Annotated in this window: 24 protein-coding genes; 12 read left to right on the top strand and 12 right to left on the bottom strand. The window is 73.6% G+C overall.

Annotated elements, in window-relative coordinates; genetic code table 11:
* Positions 1-118 precede the first annotated feature (118 nt).
* Positions 119-481, top strand: a complete 363-nt coding sequence (locus ACGGAQ_RS28015; RefSeq protein WP_393054283.1) for a DUF1330 domain-containing protein — start codon at positions 119-121, stop codon at positions 479-481.
* A 127-nt stretch (positions 482-608) separates the two neighbouring features.
* Here ACGGAQ_RS28015 and ACGGAQ_RS28010 read toward each other — a convergent pair whose 3' ends face one another.
* The 4 genes from ACGGAQ_RS28010 to ACGGAQ_RS27995 form a co-directional block, all read right to left on the bottom strand.
* Positions 609-2,801 (bottom strand): transglycosylase domain-containing protein, encoded by a 2,193-nt coding sequence (locus ACGGAQ_RS28010; protein WP_393054280.1) that lies wholly within the window; start codon positions 2,799-2,801, stop codon positions 609-611.
* A 183-nt stretch (positions 2,802-2,984) separates the two neighbouring features.
* Positions 2,985-3,752 carry a hypothetical protein gene (locus ACGGAQ_RS28005; protein WP_393054277.1) on the bottom strand — a complete coding sequence of 256 codons (768 nt, stop codon included), beginning with the start codon at positions 3,750-3,752 and terminating at the stop codon, positions 2,985-2,987.
* A gap of 167 nt (positions 3,753-3,919) precedes the next feature.
* Positions 3,920-5,026: an SPFH domain-containing protein gene (locus tag ACGGAQ_RS28000; protein ID WP_393054274.1), complete on the bottom strand. Its 1,107-nt coding sequence runs from the start codon at positions 5,024-5,026 to the stop codon at positions 3,920-3,922.
* A gap of 5 nt (positions 5,027-5,031) precedes the next feature.
* A complete protein-coding gene (locus ACGGAQ_RS27995; protein WP_393054271.1) occupies positions 5,032-5,505 on the bottom strand; it encodes an NfeD family protein in 474 nt (157 codons plus the stop codon).
* 120 nt (positions 5,506-5,625) lie between these two features.
* Here ACGGAQ_RS27995 and ACGGAQ_RS27990 point away from each other — a divergent pair, with 120 nt between their 5' ends.
* A complete protein-coding gene (locus ACGGAQ_RS27990; protein ID WP_393054268.1) occupies positions 5,626-6,939 on the top strand; it encodes a serine hydrolase domain-containing protein in 1,314 nt (437 codons plus the stop codon).
* 44 nt (positions 6,940-6,983) lie between these two features.
* Here ACGGAQ_RS27990 and ACGGAQ_RS27985 read toward each other — a convergent pair whose 3' ends face one another.
* Positions 6,984-7,796, bottom strand: a complete 813-nt coding sequence (locus ACGGAQ_RS27985; RefSeq protein WP_363940152.1) for a DUF3097 domain-containing protein — start codon at positions 7,794-7,796, stop codon at positions 6,984-6,986.
* A 258-nt stretch (positions 7,797-8,054) separates the two neighbouring features.
* Here ACGGAQ_RS27985 and ACGGAQ_RS27980 point away from each other — a divergent pair, with 258 nt between their 5' ends.
* Entirely contained in the window at positions 8,055-8,849 is a 795-nt protein-coding gene (locus tag ACGGAQ_RS27980) for a hypothetical protein (protein WP_039908695.1), read from the top strand.
* A gap of 35 nt (positions 8,850-8,884) precedes the next feature.
* Here the strand turns inward: ACGGAQ_RS27980 and ACGGAQ_RS27975 are convergent, their stop codons facing one another.
* From ACGGAQ_RS27975 to fabG, 4 genes are all read right to left on the bottom strand, one after another.
* Positions 8,885-9,664, bottom strand: coding sequence for an HAD-IIA family hydrolase (locus ACGGAQ_RS27975; protein ID WP_234588479.1), 780 nt, complete (start codon positions 9,662-9,664; stop codon positions 8,885-8,887).
* Entirely contained in the window at positions 9,657-10,709 is a 1,053-nt protein-coding gene (locus ACGGAQ_RS27970) for a ferrochelatase (protein ID WP_393054264.1), read from the bottom strand. Before ACGGAQ_RS27970 ends, ACGGAQ_RS27975 begins: the two co-directional genes overlap by 8 nt.
* Before the next feature lie 100 nt (positions 10,710-10,809).
* Entirely contained in the window at positions 10,810-11,577 is a 768-nt protein-coding gene (gene fabI, locus ACGGAQ_RS27965; RefSeq protein WP_393054261.1) for an enoyl-ACP reductase FabI, read from the bottom strand.
* A gap of 34 nt (positions 11,578-11,611) precedes the next feature.
* Positions 11,612-12,316: a 3-oxoacyl-ACP reductase FabG gene (fabG, locus tag ACGGAQ_RS27960; protein WP_393054258.1), complete on the bottom strand. Its 705-nt coding sequence runs from the start codon at positions 12,314-12,316 to the stop codon at positions 11,612-11,614.
* Positions 12,317-12,471: 155 nt separating this feature from the next.
* On the opposite strand from fabG, the gene ACGGAQ_RS27955 reads away from it, so the two are divergent.
* The 5 genes from ACGGAQ_RS27955 to ACGGAQ_RS27935 all read left to right on the top strand — a co-directional run bounded on the left by ACGGAQ_RS27955 (position 12,472) and on the right by ACGGAQ_RS27935 (position 16,889).
* Positions 12,472-13,701, top strand: coding sequence for a sensor histidine kinase (locus ACGGAQ_RS27955; protein WP_393054255.1), 1,230 nt, complete (start codon positions 12,472-12,474; stop codon positions 13,699-13,701).
* The gene (locus ACGGAQ_RS27950; protein ID WP_354861699.1) at positions 13,698-14,360 is read left to right on the top strand and encodes a response regulator transcription factor; all 663 of its coding nucleotides are present in this window, start codon (positions 13,698-13,700) and stop codon (positions 14,358-14,360) included. The genes ACGGAQ_RS27955 and ACGGAQ_RS27950 overlap by 4 nt, the downstream gene beginning before the upstream one ends.
* 100 nt (positions 14,361-14,460) lie before the next feature.
* Positions 14,461-15,357 (top strand): alpha/beta hydrolase, encoded by an 897-nt coding sequence (locus ACGGAQ_RS27945; protein ID WP_393054250.1) that lies wholly within the window; start codon positions 14,461-14,463, stop codon positions 15,355-15,357.
* Entirely contained in the window at positions 15,354-16,607 is a 1,254-nt protein-coding gene (locus tag ACGGAQ_RS27940; protein ID WP_393054247.1) for an acyltransferase family protein, read from the top strand. The genes ACGGAQ_RS27945 and ACGGAQ_RS27940 overlap by 4 nt, the downstream gene beginning before the upstream one ends.
* 126 nt (positions 16,608-16,733) lie before the next feature.
* Entirely contained in the window at positions 16,734-16,889 is a 156-nt protein-coding gene (locus ACGGAQ_RS27935; protein WP_354861697.1) for a hypothetical protein, read from the top strand.
* Between the two features lie 48 nt (positions 16,890-16,937).
* Here the strand turns inward: ACGGAQ_RS27935 and ACGGAQ_RS27930 are convergent, their stop codons facing one another.
* From ACGGAQ_RS27930 to ACGGAQ_RS27920, 3 genes are read right to left on the bottom strand one after another with little or no spacing between them, the layout of a single operon-like run.
* The gene (locus ACGGAQ_RS27930) at positions 16,938-17,888 is read right to left on the bottom strand and encodes a VWA domain-containing protein (protein ID WP_393054244.1); all 951 of its coding nucleotides are present in this window, start codon (positions 17,886-17,888) and stop codon (positions 16,938-16,940) included.
* Positions 17,885-18,880, bottom strand: a complete 996-nt coding sequence (locus ACGGAQ_RS27925) for a DUF58 domain-containing protein (RefSeq protein WP_393054440.1) — start codon at positions 18,878-18,880, stop codon at positions 17,885-17,887. The genes ACGGAQ_RS27930 and ACGGAQ_RS27925 overlap by 4 nt, the downstream gene beginning before the upstream one ends.
* Entirely contained in the window at positions 18,859-19,965 is a 1,107-nt protein-coding gene (locus ACGGAQ_RS27920) for a MoxR family ATPase (protein WP_354861694.1), read from the bottom strand. Before ACGGAQ_RS27920 ends, ACGGAQ_RS27925 begins: the two co-directional genes overlap by 22 nt.
* Positions 19,966-20,205: 240 nt before the next feature.
* Between ACGGAQ_RS27920 and ACGGAQ_RS27915 the strand changes: the two genes are divergently transcribed.
* The 4 genes from ACGGAQ_RS27915 to ACGGAQ_RS27900 all read left to right on the top strand — a co-directional run bounded on the left by ACGGAQ_RS27915 (position 20,206) and on the right by ACGGAQ_RS27900 (position 22,976).
* On the top strand, positions 20,206-20,436 hold the full coding sequence (locus ACGGAQ_RS27915) for a hypothetical protein (protein ID WP_357493371.1): 231 nt from the start codon (positions 20,206-20,208) through the stop codon (positions 20,434-20,436).
* Positions 20,433-20,567 carry a hypothetical protein gene (locus ACGGAQ_RS27910; protein WP_393054239.1) on the top strand — a complete coding sequence of 45 codons (135 nt, stop codon included), beginning with the start codon at positions 20,433-20,435 and terminating at the stop codon, positions 20,565-20,567. Before ACGGAQ_RS27915 ends, ACGGAQ_RS27910 begins: the two co-directional genes overlap by 4 nt.
* A gap of 233 nt (positions 20,568-20,800) precedes the next feature.
* The gene (locus ACGGAQ_RS27905) at positions 20,801-21,340 is read left to right on the top strand and encodes a PH domain-containing protein (protein ID WP_393054438.1); all 540 of its coding nucleotides are present in this window, start codon (positions 20,801-20,803) and stop codon (positions 21,338-21,340) included.
* 43 nt (positions 21,341-21,383) lie between these two features.
* Positions 21,384-22,976, top strand: a complete 1,593-nt coding sequence (locus ACGGAQ_RS27900) for a PH domain-containing protein (RefSeq protein ID WP_393054236.1) — start codon at positions 21,384-21,386, stop codon at positions 22,974-22,976.
* The last annotated feature ends 44 nt before the right edge of the window (positions 22,977-23,020 follow it).

Raw genomic sequence — 23,020 nt, 5'->3', positions numbered from 1 at the left:
ACGTGCTCACCACTGGACCCCGTAATTATAGAGTATGACCCTAATCCAAAACTTGCCGTGACCGCATGCCTCGGTTAGATTATGGGTGTCATCTAAAACTCGAGGGCTGGAGATCCCCATGAGCACATACCTGATCAACCACCTGCGCATCCCCGGCGGCATCCCGAACGAGGCGGGCCTGTCGTACCTGGAGCAGGTCGAGGCCACCGTGCACCCGTACGGCGGCAAGTGGCTCGCCCAGGGCGACGTGGACGTGGTCGAGGGAGCCTGGCCCGGCTCCGTCGTCCTGATGGAGTTCCCCACCCGCGCGGACGCCGAGAACTGGTACAACTCGCCCGAATACCAGGCCATCCTGCCGCTTCGGACGAACAACGCGGTCTCGGACATCATCCTGGTCGACAGCCTGCCCTCGGGCTTCACCGTCGCCGGTTTCGCCCAGCAGGTGCGCGCCATGATCTCGGCAGCCTCCACCAACAGCTGAGGCTGCGCCGGTCACGTCGCCTCCGAGGTCACCGCCAGGCTCGGAGGGACCGACGCCAGGCGGCGTACCTGGGGAAAGAGCACGGCGGCCCGGCTCGAGGTGAGCCGGGCCGCCACTGCATCCGGGGTCAGCCCCGGCGGTCGAGCCAGCGTTGCAGGGCCGAGCGGGGGTCCTGGGTGGGCTGGCGGTCCGGGACGGTCGGGCGCTCGACGGGGCGGCGGGGCTCGCCGGCCAGCTCACGGCTCGGCGCGGCGAACGCCTGCTCCGGCTGGCCCTTGACGGCGGTGGCGATGACCCGGGCGACCGCGTCGATCACCTTGCTCTGCACCGCCGAACCCACCGAGTCGGCGGGGTCGTCCGGGTTGGCGGCGATGCCGGCGACGGCCACCTGCGGGGTGAAACCGACGAACGTCTCGGTGGCGTTCTCCTCCGAGCTACCCGTCTTGCCGGCCACCGGCCGACCGCCCAGGATGTCGTTCACGCCGGTGGCGGTGCCGCCGTTGCACTGCCCGTACGGCGACTGCTGGCCCACCGGGCAGCGGGCCGCGTCCGTCGCGGCGCGCGCCACGTCGGCGTCGAGGACCCGCTTGCAGGACGGCTGGCCGACCGGCACCGTCGCGCCCTTCGCGTCGGTCACCGAGACCACCGGCACCGGGGTGCAGTAGGTGCCCTCCGCGGCCACCGTGGCGTACGCGTTGGCGAGGTCCAGCGGGGTGGTGGCGGCGACGCCCAGGGTGAACGACCCCCAGTTCGCGGCGTTGTCCTTGGCGAAGGCGGCGTCCGTGTCGGCGCGGAAGGTGATGCCCAGCCGCTGCGCCATCTCCACCACCTTGTCCTGCCCGACCTGCTCGGCCAGCCAGACGAAGTAGGTGTTCACCGAACGACCGAAGCCGTCCCACATCATCCGGTACCCGTCCATCCAGTCCGGGTTGGCGTTCGCCGGGCACCAGCGGCCGTCGCAACTACCCGGGCCCTCGGCGGCGTACCGGGTGGGCAGCTTGGCGGGCGCGTCGAACCCGGTGGAGAGGGTACGGCCCGACTCCAGCGCGGCGAGCATGGTGAACAGCTTGAACGTCGAACCCGCCTGGTAGCCGTCGACACTGGCCCCGCCGGAGATCAACGGGTTGACGGTGTTCGGGTAGTTCGCCTGCCCGGCCGGGTTGTCGGCGAGGCTGTAGTGCCGGTTGACCGCCATCGCCAGCACCCGACCGGTGCCCGGCTGCACGGCCGCGATCGGCAGGGCGCGCTTGTTGTCGTACCCGTACACCTTGGTGGCCTGCTGCTGCGCGGTGGCCTGGACCTGCGGATCCAGCGAGGTCACGACGGTGTAGCCGCCCGAGCGCAGGGCCTGCTCGCGCTCGGCGGTGGTGGCGCCGAAGGCCGGCTGGGTCAGCCACCACTGGCGCAGGTAGTCACAGAAGTAGCCCCAGTCGTCGTGGCCCTGTGCGACGGCGGTGCAGCCGTTGGGCTGCGCGGTCGGGTGCAGGGTCAGCGGCTCCGCCTTGGCCTGCGCGGCCTGCGCGGCGGTGATCGCGCCGGTGGCGACCATCGAGTCCAGCACGTACGACCGGCGGGCCAGCGCCTCGTCCTTGTCGCCGCTGATCGGGCTGTACGCGTCCGGGGACTGCACCAGGCCGGCGAGCAACGCCGACTCGGCGAGGGTCAGGTTCGCGGGTGACTTGCCGAAGTAGCGCTGGCTGGCCGCCGCGATCCCGTACGCCCCGGAGCCGAAGTAGGCGATGTTCAGGTACCGGTTGAGGATCTCGTCCTTGCCGAGGCTCTTCTCCAGCGCGCCCGCGTACCGGATCTCCTGGAGCTTGCGGCCGACGGTCGGGTCGGTGGCGGCGGCGCGCTCCTGCGGCGTGCGGGTGGGGTCGGTCTTGAGCACGTTGCGGACGTACTGCATGGTCAGCGTGGAGCCGCCCTGCTCGGTGCCGCCGCCCTTGACGTTGGCGACCAGCGCTCGGGCCAGGCCCCGCAGGTCCGCGCCGCCGTGGTCGTAGAACCGCCGGTCCTCGGCCGCCACGATCGCCTGCCGCATCACCGGGGCGATGTCCGCCAGCGCGACGTCGGTGCGGTTCACGTCGTAGAACGTGGTGAGCAGCGTCTTGCCGTCGTTGGCGTAGAGGTACGAGCGCTGCGGGGTGGCCGGGGTCTTCAGCGAGGCCGGCAACGCGGCGTACGACCCGATCGCGGCGCGCGCGGCGAACCCGACCAGCAGGTTGCCCGGGAGCGCGGCGACGGCCAGGGCGAGCCCGGCCAGCACGCCGGCGAGCAGCACGGTGAACAGCCGCGACAGCGGCGAGCGAGAGGCGGCCATGCTCCCCAGGATTGCCACAAAAACCGCCAACCGACCACCCCCACCTCCCAACTGTCGCCAACTTCACGCCCCCACGGCCCCCTCCCCAGACCGCGTTGATCATGAAGTTGTTGCCACGACACGCCGAGGCAGAGCGCAATAACTTCATGATCAACGGCGTGGGAGGACGACCGCGCCGGCGCTTCAGGGGTTTGGGGTGCTCAGGCTGGCGTTGGCGGCGTCTCTCGCGGTTTCGCGGGGCATCAGGCGGCCGGAGCGGTAGCCGATGCCGATGCCGGCGATCAGCACGAAGATCGCGCCGAACGTCTGGAGCGAGCCGATCAGGGCACCTCCCAGGCCGAGCAGCGGTGCGGCGATGATCAGCATGGCTCCGTCGCCGAGGCTGAAGGTGCCGGAGCGGGCCACCGCCCACCCGGTGAGGAACCAGCCCACGCTGTAGAACGTCGCGCCGAGCAGGACCAGCGAGCGCGCGGTGGTGCCGAAGACCGGCGTCTGCTCCTCGAGCCCGGCGAAGGGCAGCATCAGCACGGTGCCGGCGATGCTGATCAGCAGGCCGGCGGCGGCCACCCGGCGGCTGCGCGTGGCGGCCAGCAGGCCCGTGAGGGCCAGGAGCGCGAGCAGGCCGAGCCAGACCGCGGCCACCCAGCCGATCAGATACACGGCCCGGCCGTCGGCGGGATAGGGGTCGTTGCCCACGCCGCCGTCGCTGGCCATCGCCACCACGCCGTAGAGAATGGCGTACGCGGGCAGCAGCCACACCGCGGCCCGCGCGAACCGGCGTACCGACCAGGCCCAGCTGGCATTCGTGGCCGGGGCGCCCGGGGTCGGCTCGCCCACGAAGGGCAGTACGCCGAACCCTCCACCGGTGCTCCGGGAGCCCAGTGGGGCGACCGGGTCGTGCGCGCCGGGCACCGGGGCCGAGGACCACATCCGATTCGCCGGATCCTTCATGCGTCACCTCGCTCGTCCACGAGCGGTGCGAGACGCGCCAGGGCGCCCCGATTGCCTGGTCACCACCCGTCCTAGGACCGATCGTGGCAGGCATCGGAGCGCCCATGAGCACTTTTCGCATTAACGCCGTGCGCCGGAGGCTCGCCCCGTCCGGCAGGCGTGCCGGATCAGCCGCGCTCGCGCTGGTCGGCCGGGTCCTCGGTCAGGCTGGCCGGGGTGACCGGCTCCGGCGCGGGCAGCCCCTGCGGCTTGTTGCCGCCGGTGGCCTGCGCCTCGGCGACGCGTACCTCGTCGTGGATCTGCTGGGCGGCGTCCGCGGCGGCCTGCGCCGCCTCCGCCGCCTCGCGCTCCACCTGGCTCGCGTGGTCGGCCGCCTCCGGCGCGGGCAGATCCCCCACCATCTGGCTCAGCCCACCGAGCGCGCCACCCATGCCCTCCAGGGCCTTGGTCAGCTCGGCCGGGATGATCCAGACCTTGTTGGCGCTGCCCTGGGCGATCTGCGGGAGGGCCTGCAGGTACTGGTAGGCGAGGACCTTCTGGCTCGGGTTCGCCTGGTGGATCGCGTCGAACACCGTCCGGATCGCCTTCGCCTGACCCTCGGCCTGCAGGATCCGCGCCTGCCGGTCACCGTCGGCCCGCAGCACCGCCGACTGCTTCTCACCCTCGGCGGTGAGGATCTGCGACTGCTTGTGCCCCTCTGCGGTCAGGATCGCGGCGCGGCGGTCCCGCTCGGCGCGCATCTGCTTCTCCATCGAGTCGCGGATGCTGGCCGGCGGCTCGATCGCCTTGATCTCCACCCGGGTCACCTTGATGCCCCAGCGGCCGGTGGTCTCGTCCAGCACGCCGGACAGGTGCCGGTTGATCTCGTCCCGGCTGGTCAGCGCCCGCTCCAGATCCAGCGAGCCGATCACGTTGCGCAGCGTCGTGACGGTCAACTGCTCGATGGCCTGGAGGAAGCTGGAGATCTCGTACGTCGCCCGGACCGAGTCGACCACCTTGAAGTAGAGGACCGTGTCGATCGAGACCACCAGGTTGTCCGAGGTGATCACCGGCTGCGGCGGGAAACTGACGACCTGCTCCCGCATGTCGACCTTGGTCCGGACCGCGTCGATGAACGGCACCAGCAGGTTGAGGCCGGGGCTGAGGGTGCGCTTGTACTTGCCGAGCCGTTCCACCACGTCCTGGCGCTGCTGCGGCACGATCCGTACCGCCTTGGCCAGCGTTATCACGGCGATCAACGCCACCGCGATCACCAGCACCCCGACTATCGTCATCCCGTTCACCCTCTCGCTTCCGGCAACTCACCGGCGGAAGAAACGTCGTCCTGCCAGACCAGGGCGGTCGCGCCCCGGACCTTTATCACCCGAACCCGCTCGCCGGGCTCGAAAGTCTGCGTCGTGTCGTACGGCCGGGCACTCCACAGCTCCCCGTCGATCTTGACGAGGCCCCTGTCGGCGTCCACCCGCTCCAGCACCAGCGCCGTGGAGCCCTCGATCGCCTCCACGCCGAACGGCTGTTCGCCGCTCTCCAGCGCCGAACGACGGTGCCGCTTCATCACCGGTCGCGCCACCACCAGGCTCAAGGCGGACACCACCGCGAAGACCAGGGCCTGCACGGCCACCGGCGCACCCAGAGCGGCGGCACCGGCGGCCGCGAACGCCCCGACCCCGAACATGATGAGAAAGAGGGTCGTCGTGAAGATCTCGGCGACCGCCAGCACCACACCCAAAACGATCCACACCACGGCGTCCACACCACGATCCTGACACGCAGACGCACGCGCGACCTCCCCGCGAAGATCAGTAGGCTCGACCAGGCCCCTACCGGCCCGCCGAAACACCACCGATCGGCGGCCCGACCCGAGGAGATCCCCTTGACGCTGCTGCCCGAGACCGCCCGGCAGATCGACGCCCGGGTCGCGCAGGCCCAGGCCGACGGCCACACCCCGTCGCTGGTGCTGGGCGTGGTGCGTGACGGCACGCTGGCGCACCTGGCCACCGCCGGCGCGCACCCCCGCCCGGACGCCGACCTGCAGTACCGGTTGGGCTCGATCAGCAAGACCATGACCGCGACCCTGATCATGCAGTTGCGCGACGCGGGCCGGCTCGCCATCGACGACCCGGTGGAGCGCCACCTGCAGGGCACCAGCGTCGGCGCGCTCACCCTGCGCCAACTGCTCGCGCACGCCAGCGGCATCCAGCGCGAACCCGAGGGCGACTGGTGGGAGCGGGCGGCCGGCGTGGACCTCACCACCCTGCTCGCCGGGGTCACCCCCGACAAGATCGCCTACCCGCCGCACCTCACCTACCACTACTCCAACCTGGCGTACGGGCTGCTCGGCGGCATCCTCGAACGACTCACCGGAACGCCCTGGGCCGACCTGCTCAACGAGCGGATCCTCACCCCGCTGGGCCTGCGCCGCACCACGTACGCGGCCACCGAGCCGTTCGCCCCTGGCTACGTCGTACACCCCTGGCACGACACCCTGCGCGAGGAGCCGCGTACCGACACCGGGGCGATGGCCCCGGCCGGGCAGCTCTGGTCGACGATCGAGGATCTGGGCCGTTGGGCGGCGTTCCTGGCCGATCCCGACCCCTCGGTGCTGGCCGCCGAGACGCTTACCGAGATGTGCTCCCCCGTGGTGATCAGCGACCAGGAGTCCTGGAGACACGGCCACGGCCTCGGGCTGGAGCTCCACCGGGAAGGCGACCGGGTGTACGTCGGACACGGCGGCTCCATGCCCGGCTACGTCGCCTCGCTGGCCGTGCACCGGCCCAGCCGCACCGCGGTCGTCGGCTTCGCCAACTCCTACGGTTTCCGCACCGGCCACATCGGCGGGCTGGGCCGGCAACTGCTCACGCTGGTGCTGGACGCCGAACCCGCCCCGGTCACCCCGTGGCTGCCAGCCGCCGCCCCGCCGCCTGCCGAACTCGCCGAGCTGACCGGCCGCTGGTGGTGGATGGGCACCACCATCGAGGTGTACGCGGACGCCGCCGGCGACCTGCACGCCGGCCCGGTCGGCGCACCGAACCTCCGGTTCGTTCCCGAGGGCCCGGACCGCTGGCGGGGTCGGGCCGGTGGGCAGGACGGCGAGATCCTCACGGTGCGCCGCGACGGGCAGGGCCGCGCGGTCGCGCTGGACATCGCCACCTTCGTCTACACCCGCAGCCCCGACCAGGAGCCCTGAGAACGCCCCCGCCCGTCGCCCCGACACGCCGCCGGGGCGACGGGTCAGGCTGGCTCGGTGACGAAGTCGATGAGGCGTTCCATGGCGTTGATCAGGGGGGTCTCCACGTCGGCGAAGCTGTTCACCCGGGACAGGATGTGCCGCCACATGTCGGCCGGCTCGGCCACCCCGAGGGCCGCGCAGACCCCCTCCTTCCACGGCTGCCCCGGCGGCACGACCGGCCACGCCGCGATACCCAGCGCCGCCGGTTTGACCGCCTGCCAGACGTCCACGTACGGGTGCCCGGTCACCAACACGTACGACGAGTTGACCCGGGCGACGATCCGGCTCTCCTTGCTGCCCGGCACCAGGTGGTCGACGAGCACGCCGAGTCGTCGGGTCGGGCCGGGGCCGAAGTCGCGTACGTCGGCGTCCAGGTCGTCGATGCCGTCCAACGGCTCGACCACCACGCCCTCGATCCGCAGGTCGTCGCCCCAGATCCGCTCGACGAGGGCGGCGTCGTGGATGCCCTCCACCCAGATCCGGCTGGCCTTGGCCACCTGGGCGCGAACGTTGTCCACCGCCACCGAGCCGGACGCGGTACGTCGGCGGGCCGCCGGCACCGGCGCGCGGCTCGGGCGACGCAACGTCACCGGGCGACCGTCGAGCAGGAACGCCGCCGGCAGCAGCGGGAAGTTGCGTCGCCGGCCGTGCCGGTCCTCCAACACCACCGCGCCGGCCTCGAAGCCCACCACCGCGCCGCAGAACCCGGAGTCGGCGTCCTCCACCACGAGATCCGGTTCGGCGTCCACCTCGGGGGTGACCTTCCGCCGCCGCCAGTCCCCCGCCAGCACGTCCTCGCCGTATCGCCCCGCCATGTCGATCACGCTAACGCCCCCATCAGCACCCCGCCCCCCGACACACCGCGCCACCCCATCGAGGTCTGCGGCTGCGCCAGCGCTCAGGGAGATGCGCGGGACGGGGTCGCAGCGCCGCGCCCCGGCGGCTGACGGACAACCGCGGATCAGCGGACCGCGCTGCGGGCGCGGATCGGGCGAAGGGGGCAGATCGGGGCAGGCAGGGCGGCCGGAGCGGCAGTCGAGACACGGCCACCGATGACCACGTACCCTTTCGGCATGTCCACCCCCGCAACGGGCGCGGCCACGCTTGCGCCGCGCCGGTCGAGCCGGTTCGTTGCCTGGGTGCGCGCGTGGCGCGCCGGGCTGGTGCCGTACGACGAGGTCGCCGACGCCATCGCCGGCGACGAGGAGCACCTCGTTGCGGACGCCCCCGGCACCTGGACCGACGTCCCGCTGGGCGCCGCGCTGCCCACCCTGGCCAAGCTCTCCCCCGACGAGATCCGTCTGGTGCTGCCCGCGCCGGGCGACCCGCGGGGTCTGCCCGGTCCCGGGGACTTCGCCGGGGCGGCGCTGGTGGCGGGTGAGGCGGTGGTGGCCGGTGGGCTGGGTCTGATCCCGCAGGTGCGCAGCCACACCTCCGGCTCGGGGGACTGTTTCGAGACGGTGCTGTGGCGGGTGTACCCGCTGCCGGCCAACGCCCCGGCCGCCTCGCTGTCGCTGCCCGGCGCCGCCGAGGCGGAGGCCGAGCTGGCCGCCGCGCTGGCCGAGACGACTGCCGCGCTGACCCGCCTCGACGTGGCCCAGTGGCGGCCCGAGTTGGCCGGAGCGCTGGCCGCGCTGCGCCGCCCGGATGGCGCCACCGACCTGCCACCCGGCTTCGACCCACGGGCCCGCCGGCTCTTCGCCCGGGCCGCGGTGCTCGACCGGGTGCTCGCGCTGGCCGGGCACGCCGCCCCCGGTGGCGCGATCAACAACTACGAGGCCCAGCAGCGCGACGCCGCGCTGCGTCCGCTCACCACGGCCTGCCGGCAGGCACTGGTCGCCGCCTGCAACGCCCCGCTACGCCCCTGACCCACGCCGCCGGGGCTCACCAGCGCGCCGCGCGGTCAGACCTCGTCGAGCAGGTCGGCCACCGAATTGATGATCCGGGACGGTCGGTACGGGTAGCGCTCCGCCTCGGTACGGCTGCTGATGCCGGTGAGCACCAGGATGGTCTCCAGCCCGGCCTCCAGACCACAGAGGATGTCGGTGTCCATCCGGTCGCCGATCATCGCCGTGGTCTCCGAGTGCGCGTTGATGGTGTTCAGCGCGGAGCGCATCATCATCGGGTTGGGCTTGCCGACGAAGTACGGCTCCACCCCGGTCGCCTTGGAGATCATGGCGGCGACCGAGCCGGCGGCGGGCAACGCGCCCTCGACGGACGGGCCGGTCACGTCGGGGTTGGTGCAGATGAACCGGGCCCCGTCGTTGATCAGCCGCACCGCCTTGGTGATCGCCTCGAAGCTGTAGGTGCGGGTCTCGCCGAGCACCACGTAGTCCGGGGCGAAGTCGGTGAGCACGTAGCCGACCGCGTGCAGCGCGGTGGTCAGGCCGGCCTCCCCGATGACGTACGCGGTGCCACCCGGCCGCTGGTCGGCGAGGAACTGGCCGGTGGCCAGGGCCGAGGACCAGATCGACTCCTCCGGCACGTCCAGACCCATCCGGCTCAACCGGGCAGTGAGGTCCCGCGGGGTGTAGATCGAGTTGTTGGTCAGCACCAGGAACGGCTTGCCGGAGGCGCGTAGCCGGTTGATGAACTCCGGTGCGCCCGGCACCGGCTGGCCCTCGTGCACCAGCACGCCGTCCATGTCGGTGAGCCAGCTCTGCACGGGCTTGCGGTCATGCATCGGTGCTCCCAGCGGGCGTCGGACGGCGGGTCGGTACGCAGCACACGGTCGGGCAGGTGTCCCACATCGGCAGCTCGCCGAGGCGACGACGCAGCTGCGCGCCGTCCGGGTCGGTCCGCTCGGTGACCAACTCCCGGACCATGGTCACGAAGCGCGGGTCGGTGCCGGGGGTGCCGGCCCGGACGAAGTCCAGGCCGAGTTGCTTGGCCGTCTCCAGTGCCTCGGTGTCGAGGTCCCACACGACTTCCAGGTGGTCGGAGACGAACCCGATCGGGCTGACCACCACGCTTGTGGTGCCGCCCTCGGCGAGGGTGCCCAGGTGGTCGTTGATGTCCGGCTCCAGCCACGGCACGTGCGGGGGGCCCGAACGGCTCTGCCAGACCAGGTCGTACGCCAGGTCGGGGGCGGCGGCAGCGGCCACCAGCGCGGCGGCCTCCCGCAGTTGCGCCTCGTACCGGCCGCCGTGCGGGCCGGCGTTGGCCGCCATCGAGGTGGGGATGGAGTGGGCGGTGAACACCAGCCGGGTGGTGTCCCGCCTGGCCGGGTCGAGCTGGCCCAGCGCGGCACGAACGGCGTCGATGTGCGGCTCGATGAAGCCGGGGTGGTCCCAGAACTGGCGGATCTTCTCGATCACCGGGGCGTCCGGGCCGACGGCGGCGCGGGCGGCGGCGATGTCCTCCTGGTACTGCCGGCAGGACGAGTAGCCGCCGTACGCGCTGGTGACGAAGGCCAGCGCCCGGGTGACCCCGTCGTCGCGCATCTGCGTCACGGTGTCGGCGAGCATCGGGTCCCAGTTGCGGTTGCCCCAGTAGATGGGCAGGTCGAGACCGTGCGCGGCGAAGTCGGCGCGCACGGCGGCCAGCAGCTCGCGGTTCTGCTGGTTGATCGGGGACACCCCGCCGAAGTGCTGGTAGTGCTCGGCGACCTCGGCCAGCCGCTCGGGCGGCACGCCTCGGCCGCGGGTCACGTTCTGCAGGAACGGCATCACGTCCTCGGGCCGTTCGGGCCCGCCGAAGGACACCAGCACCACCGCGTCGTACGCCATGGGGTCATTCTCGCCCCTCGGCCGCGACGGCCCGGCGACGCCCCCTGGTCCGGACGCGTGGATCACGCGGACGGCGACCAGGGAGCGTCGCGGCGCAGCGTCAGGAACCGACGGCGTGGTAGCCGCCGTCGACGTGCACGATCTCGCCGGTGGTGGCCGGGAACCAGTCGGAGAGCAGCGCCAGGCAGGCCCGGGCGGCCGGCTCCTGGTCGGTGAGGCTCCAGCCCAGCGGGGCCCGCTCGGCCCAGGCCTCCTCGAACTGGTCGAAGCCGGGGATCGACTTCGCGGCGATGGTGCGCAGCGGCCCGGCGGCCACCAGGTTGCTGCGGATGCCCTGCTTGCCCAGGTGCATGGCGAGGTAGCGGGACGCGGACTCCAGGCCGGCCTTGGCCACGCCCATCCAGTCGTAGACCGGCCACGCCTTCGTCGCGTCGAAGGTCAGGCCGACCACCGCGCCGCCGGCCGACATCAGCGGCAGCGCCGCCATGGCGAGGGACTTGTACGAGAAGGTGGAGACGTGCAGGGCGGTCGCCACGTCCTCCCAGGGGGCATCGAGGAAGCCACCGCCGAGGCAGCTCTGCGGGGCGAAGCCGATCGAGTGCACGACGCCGTCGAGACCGTCGACGTGCTCGCGGACCCGGTCGGCGAGGCTGGCCAGGTGCTCGGCGTTGGTCACGTCGACCTCGATCACCGGCGCGGGCTCGGGCAGCCGCTTGGCGATCCGCTCGACCAGGGAGAGCCGTCCGAAGCCGGTCAGCACGACCTGCGCGCCGTTCTCCTGGGCGAGTTTCGCCACCGAGAAGGCGATCGAAGCCTCGGTGATCACACCGGTGACGAGCAGCCGCTTACCGGCGAGCAGTCCGGACATGCAGGGTTTCCTCCGTACGTTGTCGAAGCGCTGGTCAGTGGCCCATGCCGAGGCCGCCGTCGACCGGGATCACGGCGCCGGAGACGTACCCGGCGCCGTCCGAGGCCAGCCAGGTGACCACGGCGGCCACCTCGTCCGGGCTGGCCATCCGGCCGGCCGGGATGGACTTGCGGATCTCCGCCTTGCGGTCGTCGCTGAGGCTGGCGGTCATGTCGGTGTCGATGAAGCCGGGCGCCACCACGTTCGCGGTGATGTTGCGGCTGCCCAGCTCACGGGTGATCGACCGGGCCACGCCGACCAGGCCGGCCTTGCTGGCGGCGTAGTTGACCTGACCCGCGCCGCCGGAGAGGCCCACCACCGAGGAGATGAAGATCATCCGGCCCCACTTGGCCCGCAACATCTTGCCGGAGGCCCGCTTGGCGACCCGGAACGCGCCGGTGAGGTTGGTGTCCAGTACACCGGTGAACTGCTCCTCGGTCATCCGCAGCAGCAGGGTGTCGTCGGTCATGCCGGCGTTGGCGACCACCACCTCGACCGGTCCCAGCTCGGCCTCGACGGCGGTGAACGCCGCGTCGATCGAGGCCGCGTCGGTGACGTCGGCGCGCACACCGAACAGCCCGTCGGGGGCATCGCCGCTGCGGTGGGTGACCGCCACCCGATCGCCCTGCTTGGCGAAGGCCTGCGCGATGGCCAGGCCGATCCCCCGGTTACCCCCGGTCACCAGCACGGTACGGGCCACGGTTCCTCCTTGCGAATGGTCAGCACGGACGCGTCGGAGCCTAGGCGTTACCGGCAGGTAAGCGCTAACGGGAGCCGCGTCACACCGTGGTACGACACCGGGATCAACCCCTGGTGGCACGCCTGGTGGCGGAGTCGGCCCGTAGCCTCCGAGTGGTGAACCGGCGACCGATCACCGTGGCCCTCGGGGGCCTCGGGCAGACCCTGTGGGGCCGGGACGCCCCGCCCGGTCGGCCGCTGCTGGCCCGCTGGCCCGGCCCGGCTCGTTACGCCGCCCCGGTCGGCCTGCTCGCCGCGCTCGGCCTGTTCCTGATCACGCTGACCGTGGAAAGCGAGTGGGGTCTGCCCATCCTGGTCGCGCTGCTGTTCGCGGCGATGACCGTGGCACCGCTGCTGGCGCTGCCCCGGCGTCCGCTGCTGGCCTGGCGGTTGTCGGTGCTGGCCCTGCTGATCTGCACCTTCAACGCGCCGTCCGACCAGTCCTGGCCGTGGACCCCGCCGCTGGCGCTCGGGTCGATCGTGGTGGTCGCGGTGGTCGTCGCGCGGGTCGACCGGCCGGTGCTGGTCTGGGTGGTGCTGATCACCACGGTCCCGGTGCTCACCCTGGTGCACCCCGACAATCGGGTTCCGGTCCTGCTGCTGCTCGGCGCGCTGGCGATCGTCGGCGACCTGATCCGACGCAACCGGCTGTCCCGGCGGGCGCTGGCCGCGCAGACCGAGCTGAGCGAGCGGGAGCAGGAGCGCCGCGCGGTGCTGGAGGAGCGCACCCGGATCGCCCGCGAGCTGCACGACGTGGTGGCCCACCACATGTCGCTGATCGCGGTGCAGGCCGAGACCGCGCCGTACCGGCTGACCGACGTCCCGGCGCCGGCCGCCGCCGAGTTCGCCGCCATCGCCGGCTCGGCCCGCGACGCGCTTACCGACATGCGGCGGCTGCTGGGGGTGCTGCGCAGCGAGGCCACCGGCCCGCAGACCGCTCCGCAGCCCGACCTGACCGACCTGGGCCCGATGGTGGACGCGGCCCGCCGCGCCGGGCTGCCGGTCACCTTGGACGTCGGCCCGCTGGGTGACGGGCGGGTGCCCGCGCCGGTCGGGCTGGCCGCGTACCGCATCGTGCAGGAGGGGCTGGCGAACGCGGCCCGGCACGCGGCCGGCGCCGCGGTGCGCGTCACCGTCCGCGCCCGCCAATCCGGTCTGGGAGTACGCGTCGAGAACTCCCCGACCGACGCCCGACCGACCGCCGACGGCAGCCCGGGGCACGGGCTGACCGGCATGCGGGAGCGGGCCACCTCACTGGGCGGTACGTTCACCGCCGGGCCGCTGCCCGACGGCGGTTACGCGGTGGCGGCCGAACTGCCGTACGAGCCGGAGAGCGGAGACGCATGATCAAGGTGCTGATCGCCGACGACCAGGCGATGGTCCGGCAGGGCTTCGGCGCGTTGCTCGCCGCCCAGCCGGACCTGCTCGTGGTGGGCGACGCCGCCGACGGCGCGCAGGCCGTCGCCGCCGCCCGCCGGCTCGACCCGGACGTGGTGCTGATGGACGTGCGGATGCCGGTCATGGACGGGCTGGAGGCCACCCGCAAGCTGTTGGGCGACCGCTCGGCGCAGCGCCCCCGGGTGCTCATCCTCACGACGTTCGACCTGGACGACTACGTGTACGAGGCGCTGCGGGCCGGCGCCAGCGGCTTCCTGCTCAAGGACGCGCCGGCGGCCGACCTGGTGCAGGCGGTACGGGTGGTGGCGGCCGGGGACGCGCTGCTCGCCCCGGCGGTGACCCGCCGACTGATCGCCGAGTTCGCGGCCCGCCCGGACCGCCGCCGACCCCGCCCCACCGACCTGGCCGGGCTCACGCCCCGCGAGACCGAGGTGCTGCGGTTGATCGCCCGGGGGCGCAACAACGCCGAGATCGCCGGTGACCTGGTGGTGGCGGAGCAGACCGTGAAGACGCACGTCGGGCGGATCCTGGCCAAGCTGGGGCTGCGCGACCGGGCCCAGGCCGTGGTGCTGGCGTACGAGACGGGTCTGGTCGCCGCCGGCGAGTAGCCCTACAGGGCCAGCCGGGAAACGGCTCCCCGGGGCGACGCCCGCGACCCGTGCGCCCCCGCACTCTCCCTCCGAACGACATTCGGAGAGGGAGAACGTGATGCGACGACGAGGTGCCGCCCGCTTCGCACTGAGCGCACTGCTCGGCGTGAACCTGGTCCTGCCCACCCGGCCGGAGCCGGTCGCGGCGGCGGGATTCGTCGAGGCGTACCCGGTCACCGCGGCGGCGATGCGCGCGGCCGGCCCCCCGTACGCGGACTGGGCGGCCGACGGACGCCGGTTCCTGCTGTTCGACGAGCGCGGTGACGGCCGGGCGGTCGAGGTGATCGGCGACCTGGCCGGCGCGGACCACATCGCGGTCCTGGTGCCGGGGGTGGGCAGCACCCTCGCGGATTTCGACCGCGGGTTGGGCGGGGTGGCCCGGCGGGCGCCGGCGGTGCAGGCCACGCAGCTGTACGCGCAACTGCGGTCGACCGACCCGACGGCGCGGGTCGCGGTGCTGGCCTGGCTGGGCTACGACCCGCCCGACGGGGTGGTGAACGCCGTCAGCGACGCCAGCGCCCGGCGCGGGGCGGCCGGGCTGGCCCGGCTGCTACGGGAACTGGCCGCGCGTCGTCCCGGCGCGACGATCACGGTGATCGGGCACAGCTACGGGGCGTTGGTGGCGGCGCTGGCGGCGACGCACGCCCCGGCGCAGGTCGCCGACGTGGTCAGCCTCGGTGGCGTCGGCGCCGGGGTGCAGCGCGCCGGCGACCTGCGTGACGGACTGCGGTTCTGGGCGGCCGAGGCGCCGTCGGACTGGATCCGCCGGGTGCCACCGGTGCGGCTGCCCGGCCTCGGCTACGGGCGTCGCCCCGGTGACCCGGCGTTCGGCGCCCGGCCGCTGCCGGTGGACGGGGTGTCCGGGCACGACGGCTACCTGGCGACCGGCAGCGCCACCCTGGTCGCGGTCACGGCGGTAGTGCTCGGCGCCGGCCCCGTCGAGGACGCCCGGTGAGCCGCGACCGCGCGGTCGACGCGCTGCGGGCGTACGCGATCGGTGGGGTGGTGCTCGGGCACTGGCTGGTCACCGGTCTGGTGCTGGCCGGCGACGGCGGGCTGCGCCAGGCCAGCCCGCTCACCACGCTGCCCGACCTGCGCCCGGTGACCTGGGTGTTGCAGACGCTCGGCCTGTTCTTCTTCGCCGCCGGCTTCGGCTCGGCCCGCTCGCTGGCCCGGCACCGGGACGGGACGGGTCGCTGGCTGGCCCGCCGGTCGGGCCGGCTGCTGCTGCCCACGGTGGCGCTGCTGGGCGCCGGCGCCGCCGTGCTGCTGACCGCCACCGTGGCGGGCGCACCCGACGACACGCTCACCGTCGGACTGCGACTGGCGGTCAGTCCGCTCTGGTTCCTGGTGCCGCTGCTGCTCCTGGTGGCGGTGAGCGGCCCGCTGCGCGCCGCCGTACGCCGGTGGGGGTTGGCCCGCTGCGTCGTGCCGGCGGTGGCCGTGGTGGCGGCGAGCGACCTGGCGGTCCGCCTGCTGCCGGACGGCGTGGCGGTGGCACCGGTCAGCGTGGTGGCGGCCTGGGCGGTGCCGTACCTGCTCGGCCTGGCGTACGCCGACGGGCGCCTGGCCGGGCGGCGGGCAGCCGGCCTGCTGGCGGCCGGTGGGGCCGCGGCGCTGGCCGTGCTGCTGGCGGTGGGCTACCCGGTCAGCGCGGTCGGGGTGCCCGGGGACGGGGTGTCCAACCTGAACCCACCCTCGCTGCTGGCGGTGGCGTTGGCCCTCACCCAGGTTGGGCTGGGACTGCTGGCCCGGCCCGGCTGGGAACGGTTGCTGGCCCGACCGCTGCCGGGCCGGGCGGTGACCGCGGTGAACCGCGGCGCCGTGCGGATCTACCTGTGGCACCAGCCGGTGCTGGTCACGGTGACGGCGCTCACCGCCCGGGGTGGCCTGGCCCTGCCCGGGCTGCACACCGCGCCGGACGGTCCGGCGTGGGTGCTGGCCCGATTCTGCTGGCTGCCCCTGCTCGCCGCGGTGCTGGTCACCGTCGTGCGTACGGGCCGTCGGCGCGGGTCGGCGGACCGCCCCGACCGGCGGCGTCGGCCGGGCGGTGGAGCGGTCGCCGACCGGTCGGCCGAGTGCGTCCCGGCGCCGGCTCAGGTGTACGATCATCGACGTTCCGGCCCGGCCGACTTGCAGGAGGTGATCGCTGTGCGAGATAGCGATCCTCCTAGTCGTGGCCGGGCCGATGGTCAGCCCCGCTGAGCCACGACTCAGTCTGGCGAGCTGACCCCGCTCCGCTCCCCCACCGCCTCGGCTGACGCCGGGGCGCGTGTGCCGCGCCGTCCGGTCACCGGACGGTCGCCGGGAGCCGCCCGGTCACGACTTCGTGTGCGCGTCCCCACCCCCTGCGGTCCGCCCCCCGCACGCGGACCGTCCAGCCGCCACTCGGAGCCGTCCATGAGCCGCTACGTCGCCCCGCTGGGCTTCACCCTCGCCGCCGTCTGGGTGGCCGTCGTCTTCGTCCTGGCCGGCGGCGGTCACTGACCACCGCCGGCCCGTTCTCTTTGCTGGCCGTTCGCTGCCTGTCGGCGTTCAGAGCATCCGTGACGACCAGAGCAGGCTGAGCGCGCCGGCGCAGAGCGCCAGCAGCAGCGCCACCCCCGCGTACCACTGGGTCACCTCGCGCGGCTCGGTGCGGAACCCGATCGAGCTGCCCATGTCCTGGTAGACCTGCTTCAGCTCGCTCACCGAGGCCGCCTCGTAGAAGTAGCCCTCGGTGGTCTCGGCCAGCTCCGCGAGGGCGAGCCGGTCCACCGGCACCCGCTGGAGCTGCCCACCGATGTCGACCTGACCGGTGTCGGTGCCGAACGCGATGGTGGAGACCGGCACGTTGGCCGCCTGCGCGGCAGCCGCCGCCTCCTCCACCGACCGGCCCGAGGTGCGGAACCCGTCCGACAGCAGCACGATCCGCGCCGGTGGGATACCCGCCGCGCCGTCGGCCGGCACCGACCGGATCGCCTCCAGGCAGGTGAACACCGCCTCGCCCGTCGCGGTCGCCTCGGCCAGCACCAGCCCGTCGATCGCGGCGGTCACCGCGTCCCGGTCCTTGCCCGGCGGCACCAGCACGTTGGCCGCCTTGGCGAACGAGACGAGGCCCAGGTTGTAGCTCTCCGGCAGCTCGCCCACGAACTGCTTGGCCGCCTCCTGCGCGGCCTCCAGCCGGTTCGGCGCCACGTCGTCGGCCTGCATGGACAGCGACACGTCGATGGCGAGCATCACCGTCGCCCGCTCCAGCGGCTCCTTGGTGTCCACCGCCGGACGGGCCAGCGCCGTGGCGAGCACCAGCAGGCAGAGCAGGAACGCGGTCGCCGGCACGTGCCGCCGCCAGCCCAGACCCTTCGGCGCGACGGTCCGCAGCAGGTCCACGTTGGTGAACCGCATCGCGTACGCCCGGCGGTGCAGCTGCCGCCAGACGTAGAACGCGGCGAGGGCGAACACCGGCAGCACGGCCAGCAGCCACCACGGTTGCAGAAAACGGATCATCGTGTCGTCCCCCGGGTGCGGGCGTGCCGCTGCGCGGCCACGAAACGCACCATGTCCAGCAGCCAGTCTCGGTCGGTACGCAGACGCAGGTGGGCCGCGCCGGCGCCACGCAGCGCGGCGGCGATCGTGGCCCGTTGGGCGGCGGCGGCCTCGGCGTAGCGCTGCCGCAGCCGCGGGTCGGCGGTCTGCACCTCGTGCAGCTCACCGCTCTCCGGGTCGACCACCGGCAGCACCCCCACGTCGGGCAGCTCCAGCTCGCGCGGGTCCACCACCTCGATCGCCAGCACGTCGTGCCGGACGCGCAGCTTGCGCATCGGCCGGGCCCACTGCTCGGTCGGCGCCAGGAAATCCGAGACCACCACGGCCACCCCGCGCCGCCGGGGCGGACGGTTGAGCATGTCGACAAGCGCGCCCAGATCGCCCCGGCCGGGCTGGATCGCGGTGCAGGCGACGGCCCGCAGCAGGCCCTGCGCCTCCTTGCGGCCGGAGCGGGCCGGCAGTCGGGTGAACACCCCCGGCCCGACCGGCGGCGGGCCACCGCGCCACCGTCGCGCCGGTGCGGACGCGCCGCCACCGGTGCCGATCACCGCGCCGATCCGGTTGCCGCCACGCACGGTCAGATGGGTGATGGCGGCAGCGGCGGCCACCACCACCTCCCGCTTGAGCCACTGCCCGGTGCCGAAGTCCAGGCTGGCCGAGAGGTCCAAAGCCAGCCACGTCTCCAACTCCCGGTCCGCGACCGTCCGCCGCACGTGCGGAGTCGTGGTCCGCGCGGTCACCGGCCAGTCCATCCGGCGTACGTCGTCACCGGGGCGGTACTCCCGCGACTCGCCCGCCTCGCTGCCCGGCCCCGGGAGCAGGCCGGCGTAGTCACCCTGGAGCAGACCATCGAGCTTGCGGGTGACCAGCAACTGGAGTCGGGACAGCACGGCCTCGCTGCGGTCGGGGGCGGGATGAGGGGTGGGTGAGGTCACGGCCGCTGCCCGGGCCAGCCGGCGCCCGGCGGCGGGGTACTCGGCGGCGGGGTGGCCTGCTGTCGGGGCGCGACGGCCGGGAGCGGGATGGTCGACATCACCCGGTGCACGATGTGGTCGGCCGGCACGTCGTCGGCGAGCGCGTCGTAGCTGAGCACCAGCCGGTGGCGCAGGATGTCCGGGGCGATGTCCTGCACGTCCTGCGGCAGGGCGTAGTCGCGCCCGCGCAGCAGCGCCAGCGCGCGGGTGGCCCGGACCAGACCGAGCGAGGCGCGCGGGCTGGCCCCGTACTGGATCAGCTGGGCGACGTCCGGCATGCCGTGCTCGGCGGGTGCGCGGGTGGCCAGCACCAGGCGCACCGCGTAGTCGACAAGCGCGTTGTGCACGAAGACCTGGTCGGCCTTGCGTTGCAGGGCGATCAGCTCGGGGGTGTCGAAGACCGCCGTCGGCTCCGGGGCGGTCACGCCCATCCGGTAGACGATCTCCCGCTCCTCGGCGTCGGTCGGGTAGCCCACGACGATCTTCATGAGGAACCGGTCCCGCTGCGCCTCCGGCAGCGGGTAGACGCCCTCCTGCTCGATCGGGTTCTGGGTGGCCATCACCAGGAACGGATCGGGCACCCGATGGCTCTCCCCGCCGATCGACACCTGGCGCTCGCTCATGACCTCCAGCAGCGCCGACTGCACCTTGGCCGGAGCGCGGTTGATCTCGTCGGCGAGCAGGAAGTTGACGAAGACCGGGCCCAGCTCGACGTCGAACTTCTCGCTCGACTGCCGGTAGATCCGGGTGCCCATGATGTCGGCCGGCACCAGGTCCGGGGTGAACTGCACGCGGGCGAAGGACCCGCCGACGACCTTGGCGAGGGTCTCCACGGCCAGGGTCTTGGCCACGCCGGGCACGCCTTCGAGCAGGCAGTGACCCCGGGCGAGCAGCGCGACGAACATCCGCTCGACCATCCGGTCCTGCCCGACGATCACCCGTTTGATCTCGAAGAGCGCCTTCTCCAGCAGGCTGGCGTCCTGCGCGGGTGTGGTCACCGGCGCGGGTGTGTCCGGTGCCGTCCCGTTCGGCGTCGGGGCGTCGGGCGTGGTCGGCTGGGCCACCGGTCCTCCACAGCGTTGGTCGGTCGTCGCGGCTGGTGCGGTATCAAGACTCGCACGCCTTCCTGAGTGCCGAGGTGGGGAGAAGCCGATTTTCGCCGCGAGCGTCCAATGCCCGATTCGCGTGTCACGGGTGGACAGGGACCGGCCCGCCGTGTGTACGATTCACCCCGTCGCCGGGCGGCTCCCCCCGTGGCCGCCCGGCGCTCAAGTTTTCCGTCCGGCCGCCCTAGACTGGCCCGGATGAGCCTCCCCTCCCCTGCCGACGAGCCCCTGGTCTGCTCGGCCCGGGGCTGCCGCGCCCCCGCCGTCTGGGCGCTGGAGTGGAACAATCCGCGCCTGCACACCGCCGATCGGCGCAAGACCTGGCTGGCCTGCGCCGAGCACCGCGACAGTCTCGGCGAATTCCTGAACGTTCGCGGCTTCCTTCGTGCCGTCACTCCGGTGCCCGGATCGCCTACCCTCGACACGTGAGCGAGCGCAGCGAGCGACCGATGAGGCACGGCAGCGTGGCGCTCCGCGCCGCCGACGGGCAGGGCGAGGCGGCGGCACACGGCGCACGGATCGTGCGGCGTAGCGGCGTGCGGAATGGCGCCCGCCGGTGAGCGCGGAAGACCGCGTCGACCGCCCGAGTCCCCCCGACCCCACCTCACCGGCCAGTCCGCCGCCACCCGGCGTCGCGCCGCCGCCCGGCGCGTTCCCGGCGCCCGGCACACTCGGCCCGGACCCTTCGCCACCGGACGTCTCGTGGCCGGCCCCACTGCCGCCGAACGCCCTGCCCCCGCCCGGCGGGTACGACGCCGGTCCGCCCCCGTCCGACCTGCCGTCGCCTGGTCTCCTGCCGTCGGGCACGGGTTCGCTGACCCACCCCGGTCCGCAGTCGTCGGAGCGAGGGCCGCTGGAGCCCTGGCCGGACACCGTCCGGTGGCAGCCGATCTCCACCAACCTGATCTGGGTGGAGCTGATCCGGCTCGCGGTCGTGGTGGCCATCGGCCTGGCGGTGACCGCGATCGGCTGGGCGCTGAGCGGCCACTGGCTGTTCGGGCTCGCCCTCGCCCTCGTGGTGGTGCTCGGCGCGTGGCGGGCCACGGCCATCGTCCGCGCGGTACGCGCCTGGGGCTACGCCGAGCGCGACGACGATCTGCTGGTGCGGCACGGGCTGCTGGTCCGGCGGTTGTCCATCGTCCCGTACTCCCGCATGCAGTTCGTCGACGTGAGCGCCGGTCCACTGGAGCGTGCCTTCGACCTGGCCACGGTGCAGTTGCACACGGCGGCGGCCGCCAGTGACGCGCGGGTGCCGGGGCTGCGTCCGGCGGAGGCGTCCCGACTGCGCGACCGGCTCACGGCGCTGGGCGAGGACCGGGCGGAGGGGCTGTGACCGCCCGCGCGGGTGACCGTCGGCACCGCCGAGAGCCGGCCCGATGAGCGACGGTCCCGCCGAGCCGGGCACCCGGCCGCCGCTGCCCGCCGGAAGCGCGCCTCCCGCCGGCGCACCGCACCCCGTTGGCCCGCCCACTCCGCCGCATCCCGCCGGTGCGCCTGCTCCGCCGTACCCCGCCGGACCGCCTGCTCCGCCGTACCCCGCCGGACCGCCTGCTTTTCCGCATCCCGCCGGACCGCCTGCTCCTCCGCATCCCGCCGGCCCGCCTGGGGTGCCGCCCGGGGCGGTCTACCCGTGGCCTGCGTCGCCGGGCGGCGGTGGCGGTGAGCCGCGACAGCGGCTGCACCCGCTCAGCCCGCTGCTGCACGGCGCCAAGTCGCTGGTCGTGGTGATCGCGGGCCTGTCCTGGTCGACGCTGTCGCGGGTCGGCTTCGGCTGGTTCGCCGCCATGGTGGTGGTGCTGGCGCTCGGCGCGACAGTGCTGTCGGTGATCAGCTGGTACAACACCGGCTACCACGTGGTGGGCCGCGAACTGCGGGTGCACGAGGGGCTGCTCTGGCGGCGTACCCGGGCCATCCCGCTGGAGCGGTTGCAGGCCGTGGAGGTGGTCCGGCCGCTGCTCGCCCAGCTCACCGGCCTGGCCGAGCTGCGCCTGGAGGTGGTCGGCGGAGGCAAGACCGAGGCGCCGCTGGCGTACCTCGGAGTGGCCGACGCGGCCCGGCTGCGCGAGCGGCTGCTGGCGCTCGCCGGGCGGACGACCCCGCCGGCCCCGCCCGGCGTTTCCGCGCCCCCGACGGGACCCGGGACGCCGACGGCCGCGCCGGGCCGACCGCTGCACGCGGTGCGCAACCAGAACCTGCTGGTCAGCCAATTGCTCACCCCGCAGGCGTTCCTGCTCCCGTTCGGCCTGGCCTTCGTCGTGGTGCAGTTCGTCACCGCCGGGTCGTGGTCCTTCGTCGCGGTGGCGAGCACGCTCACCGCGATGGCCGGTGTGCTGCTGCAACCGATCCGCCGGGTGCTCGACGACTGGAACTTCCGGCTGGGCCGCGACGGCGGCACCCTGCGGGTGCACAACGGCCTGCTGGAGACGCGCGCGCAGACCGTGCCGCTGGACCGGGTCCAGACCGTGCGGGCCACCTGGCCGCTGCTGTGGCGGGTCAACGACTGGCTGCGGCTGCGGCTGGAGGTGGCCGGCTACTCCGTGGCGGAGGCCGACGACCGCAACCGGCCGGACCGGCTGCTGCCGGTCGGCGACCTGCCGACCGCCACGATGATCGTCGCCGAGGTGCTGCCGGGCGTACGCCTGGACGCGCTGACGCTGAGCCCACCACCGCCCCGGACGCGCTGGCTGCACCCGCTCGGGCGCGGCGCGCTCGGGGCGGGCCTGTTCGAGCGGGTCTTCGCCACCCGGTCCGGGCTGCTCACCCGGCAGTTGGCGATCGTCCCGTACGCGCGGATCCAGAGCGTGCGGGTGGTGCAGGGGCCGGTGCAGCGCCGACTGGGGCTGGCGACCGTGTACGCGGACACCGCCGGCGGCTCAGGCGCGGCCGCCCAGGACCGGGACCTCACCGAGGCGTGGGCCCTGGCAGCCGAGCTGACCACCCGAGCAACCCAAGCCCGCCGCACGCCCTAACCCCACCCCACCCCACCCCACCCCACCGGTGATCATGAAGTTAT

The sequence above is a fragment of the Micromonospora sp. NPDC047557 genome, from assembly GCF_043205095.1.
Taxonomy (GTDB): domain Bacteria; phylum Actinomycetota; class Actinomycetes; order Mycobacteriales; family Micromonosporaceae; genus Micromonospora.
Note: the sequence above shows the minus strand (reverse complement) of the source record. Positions and strands in the feature narration are given on the sequence as shown.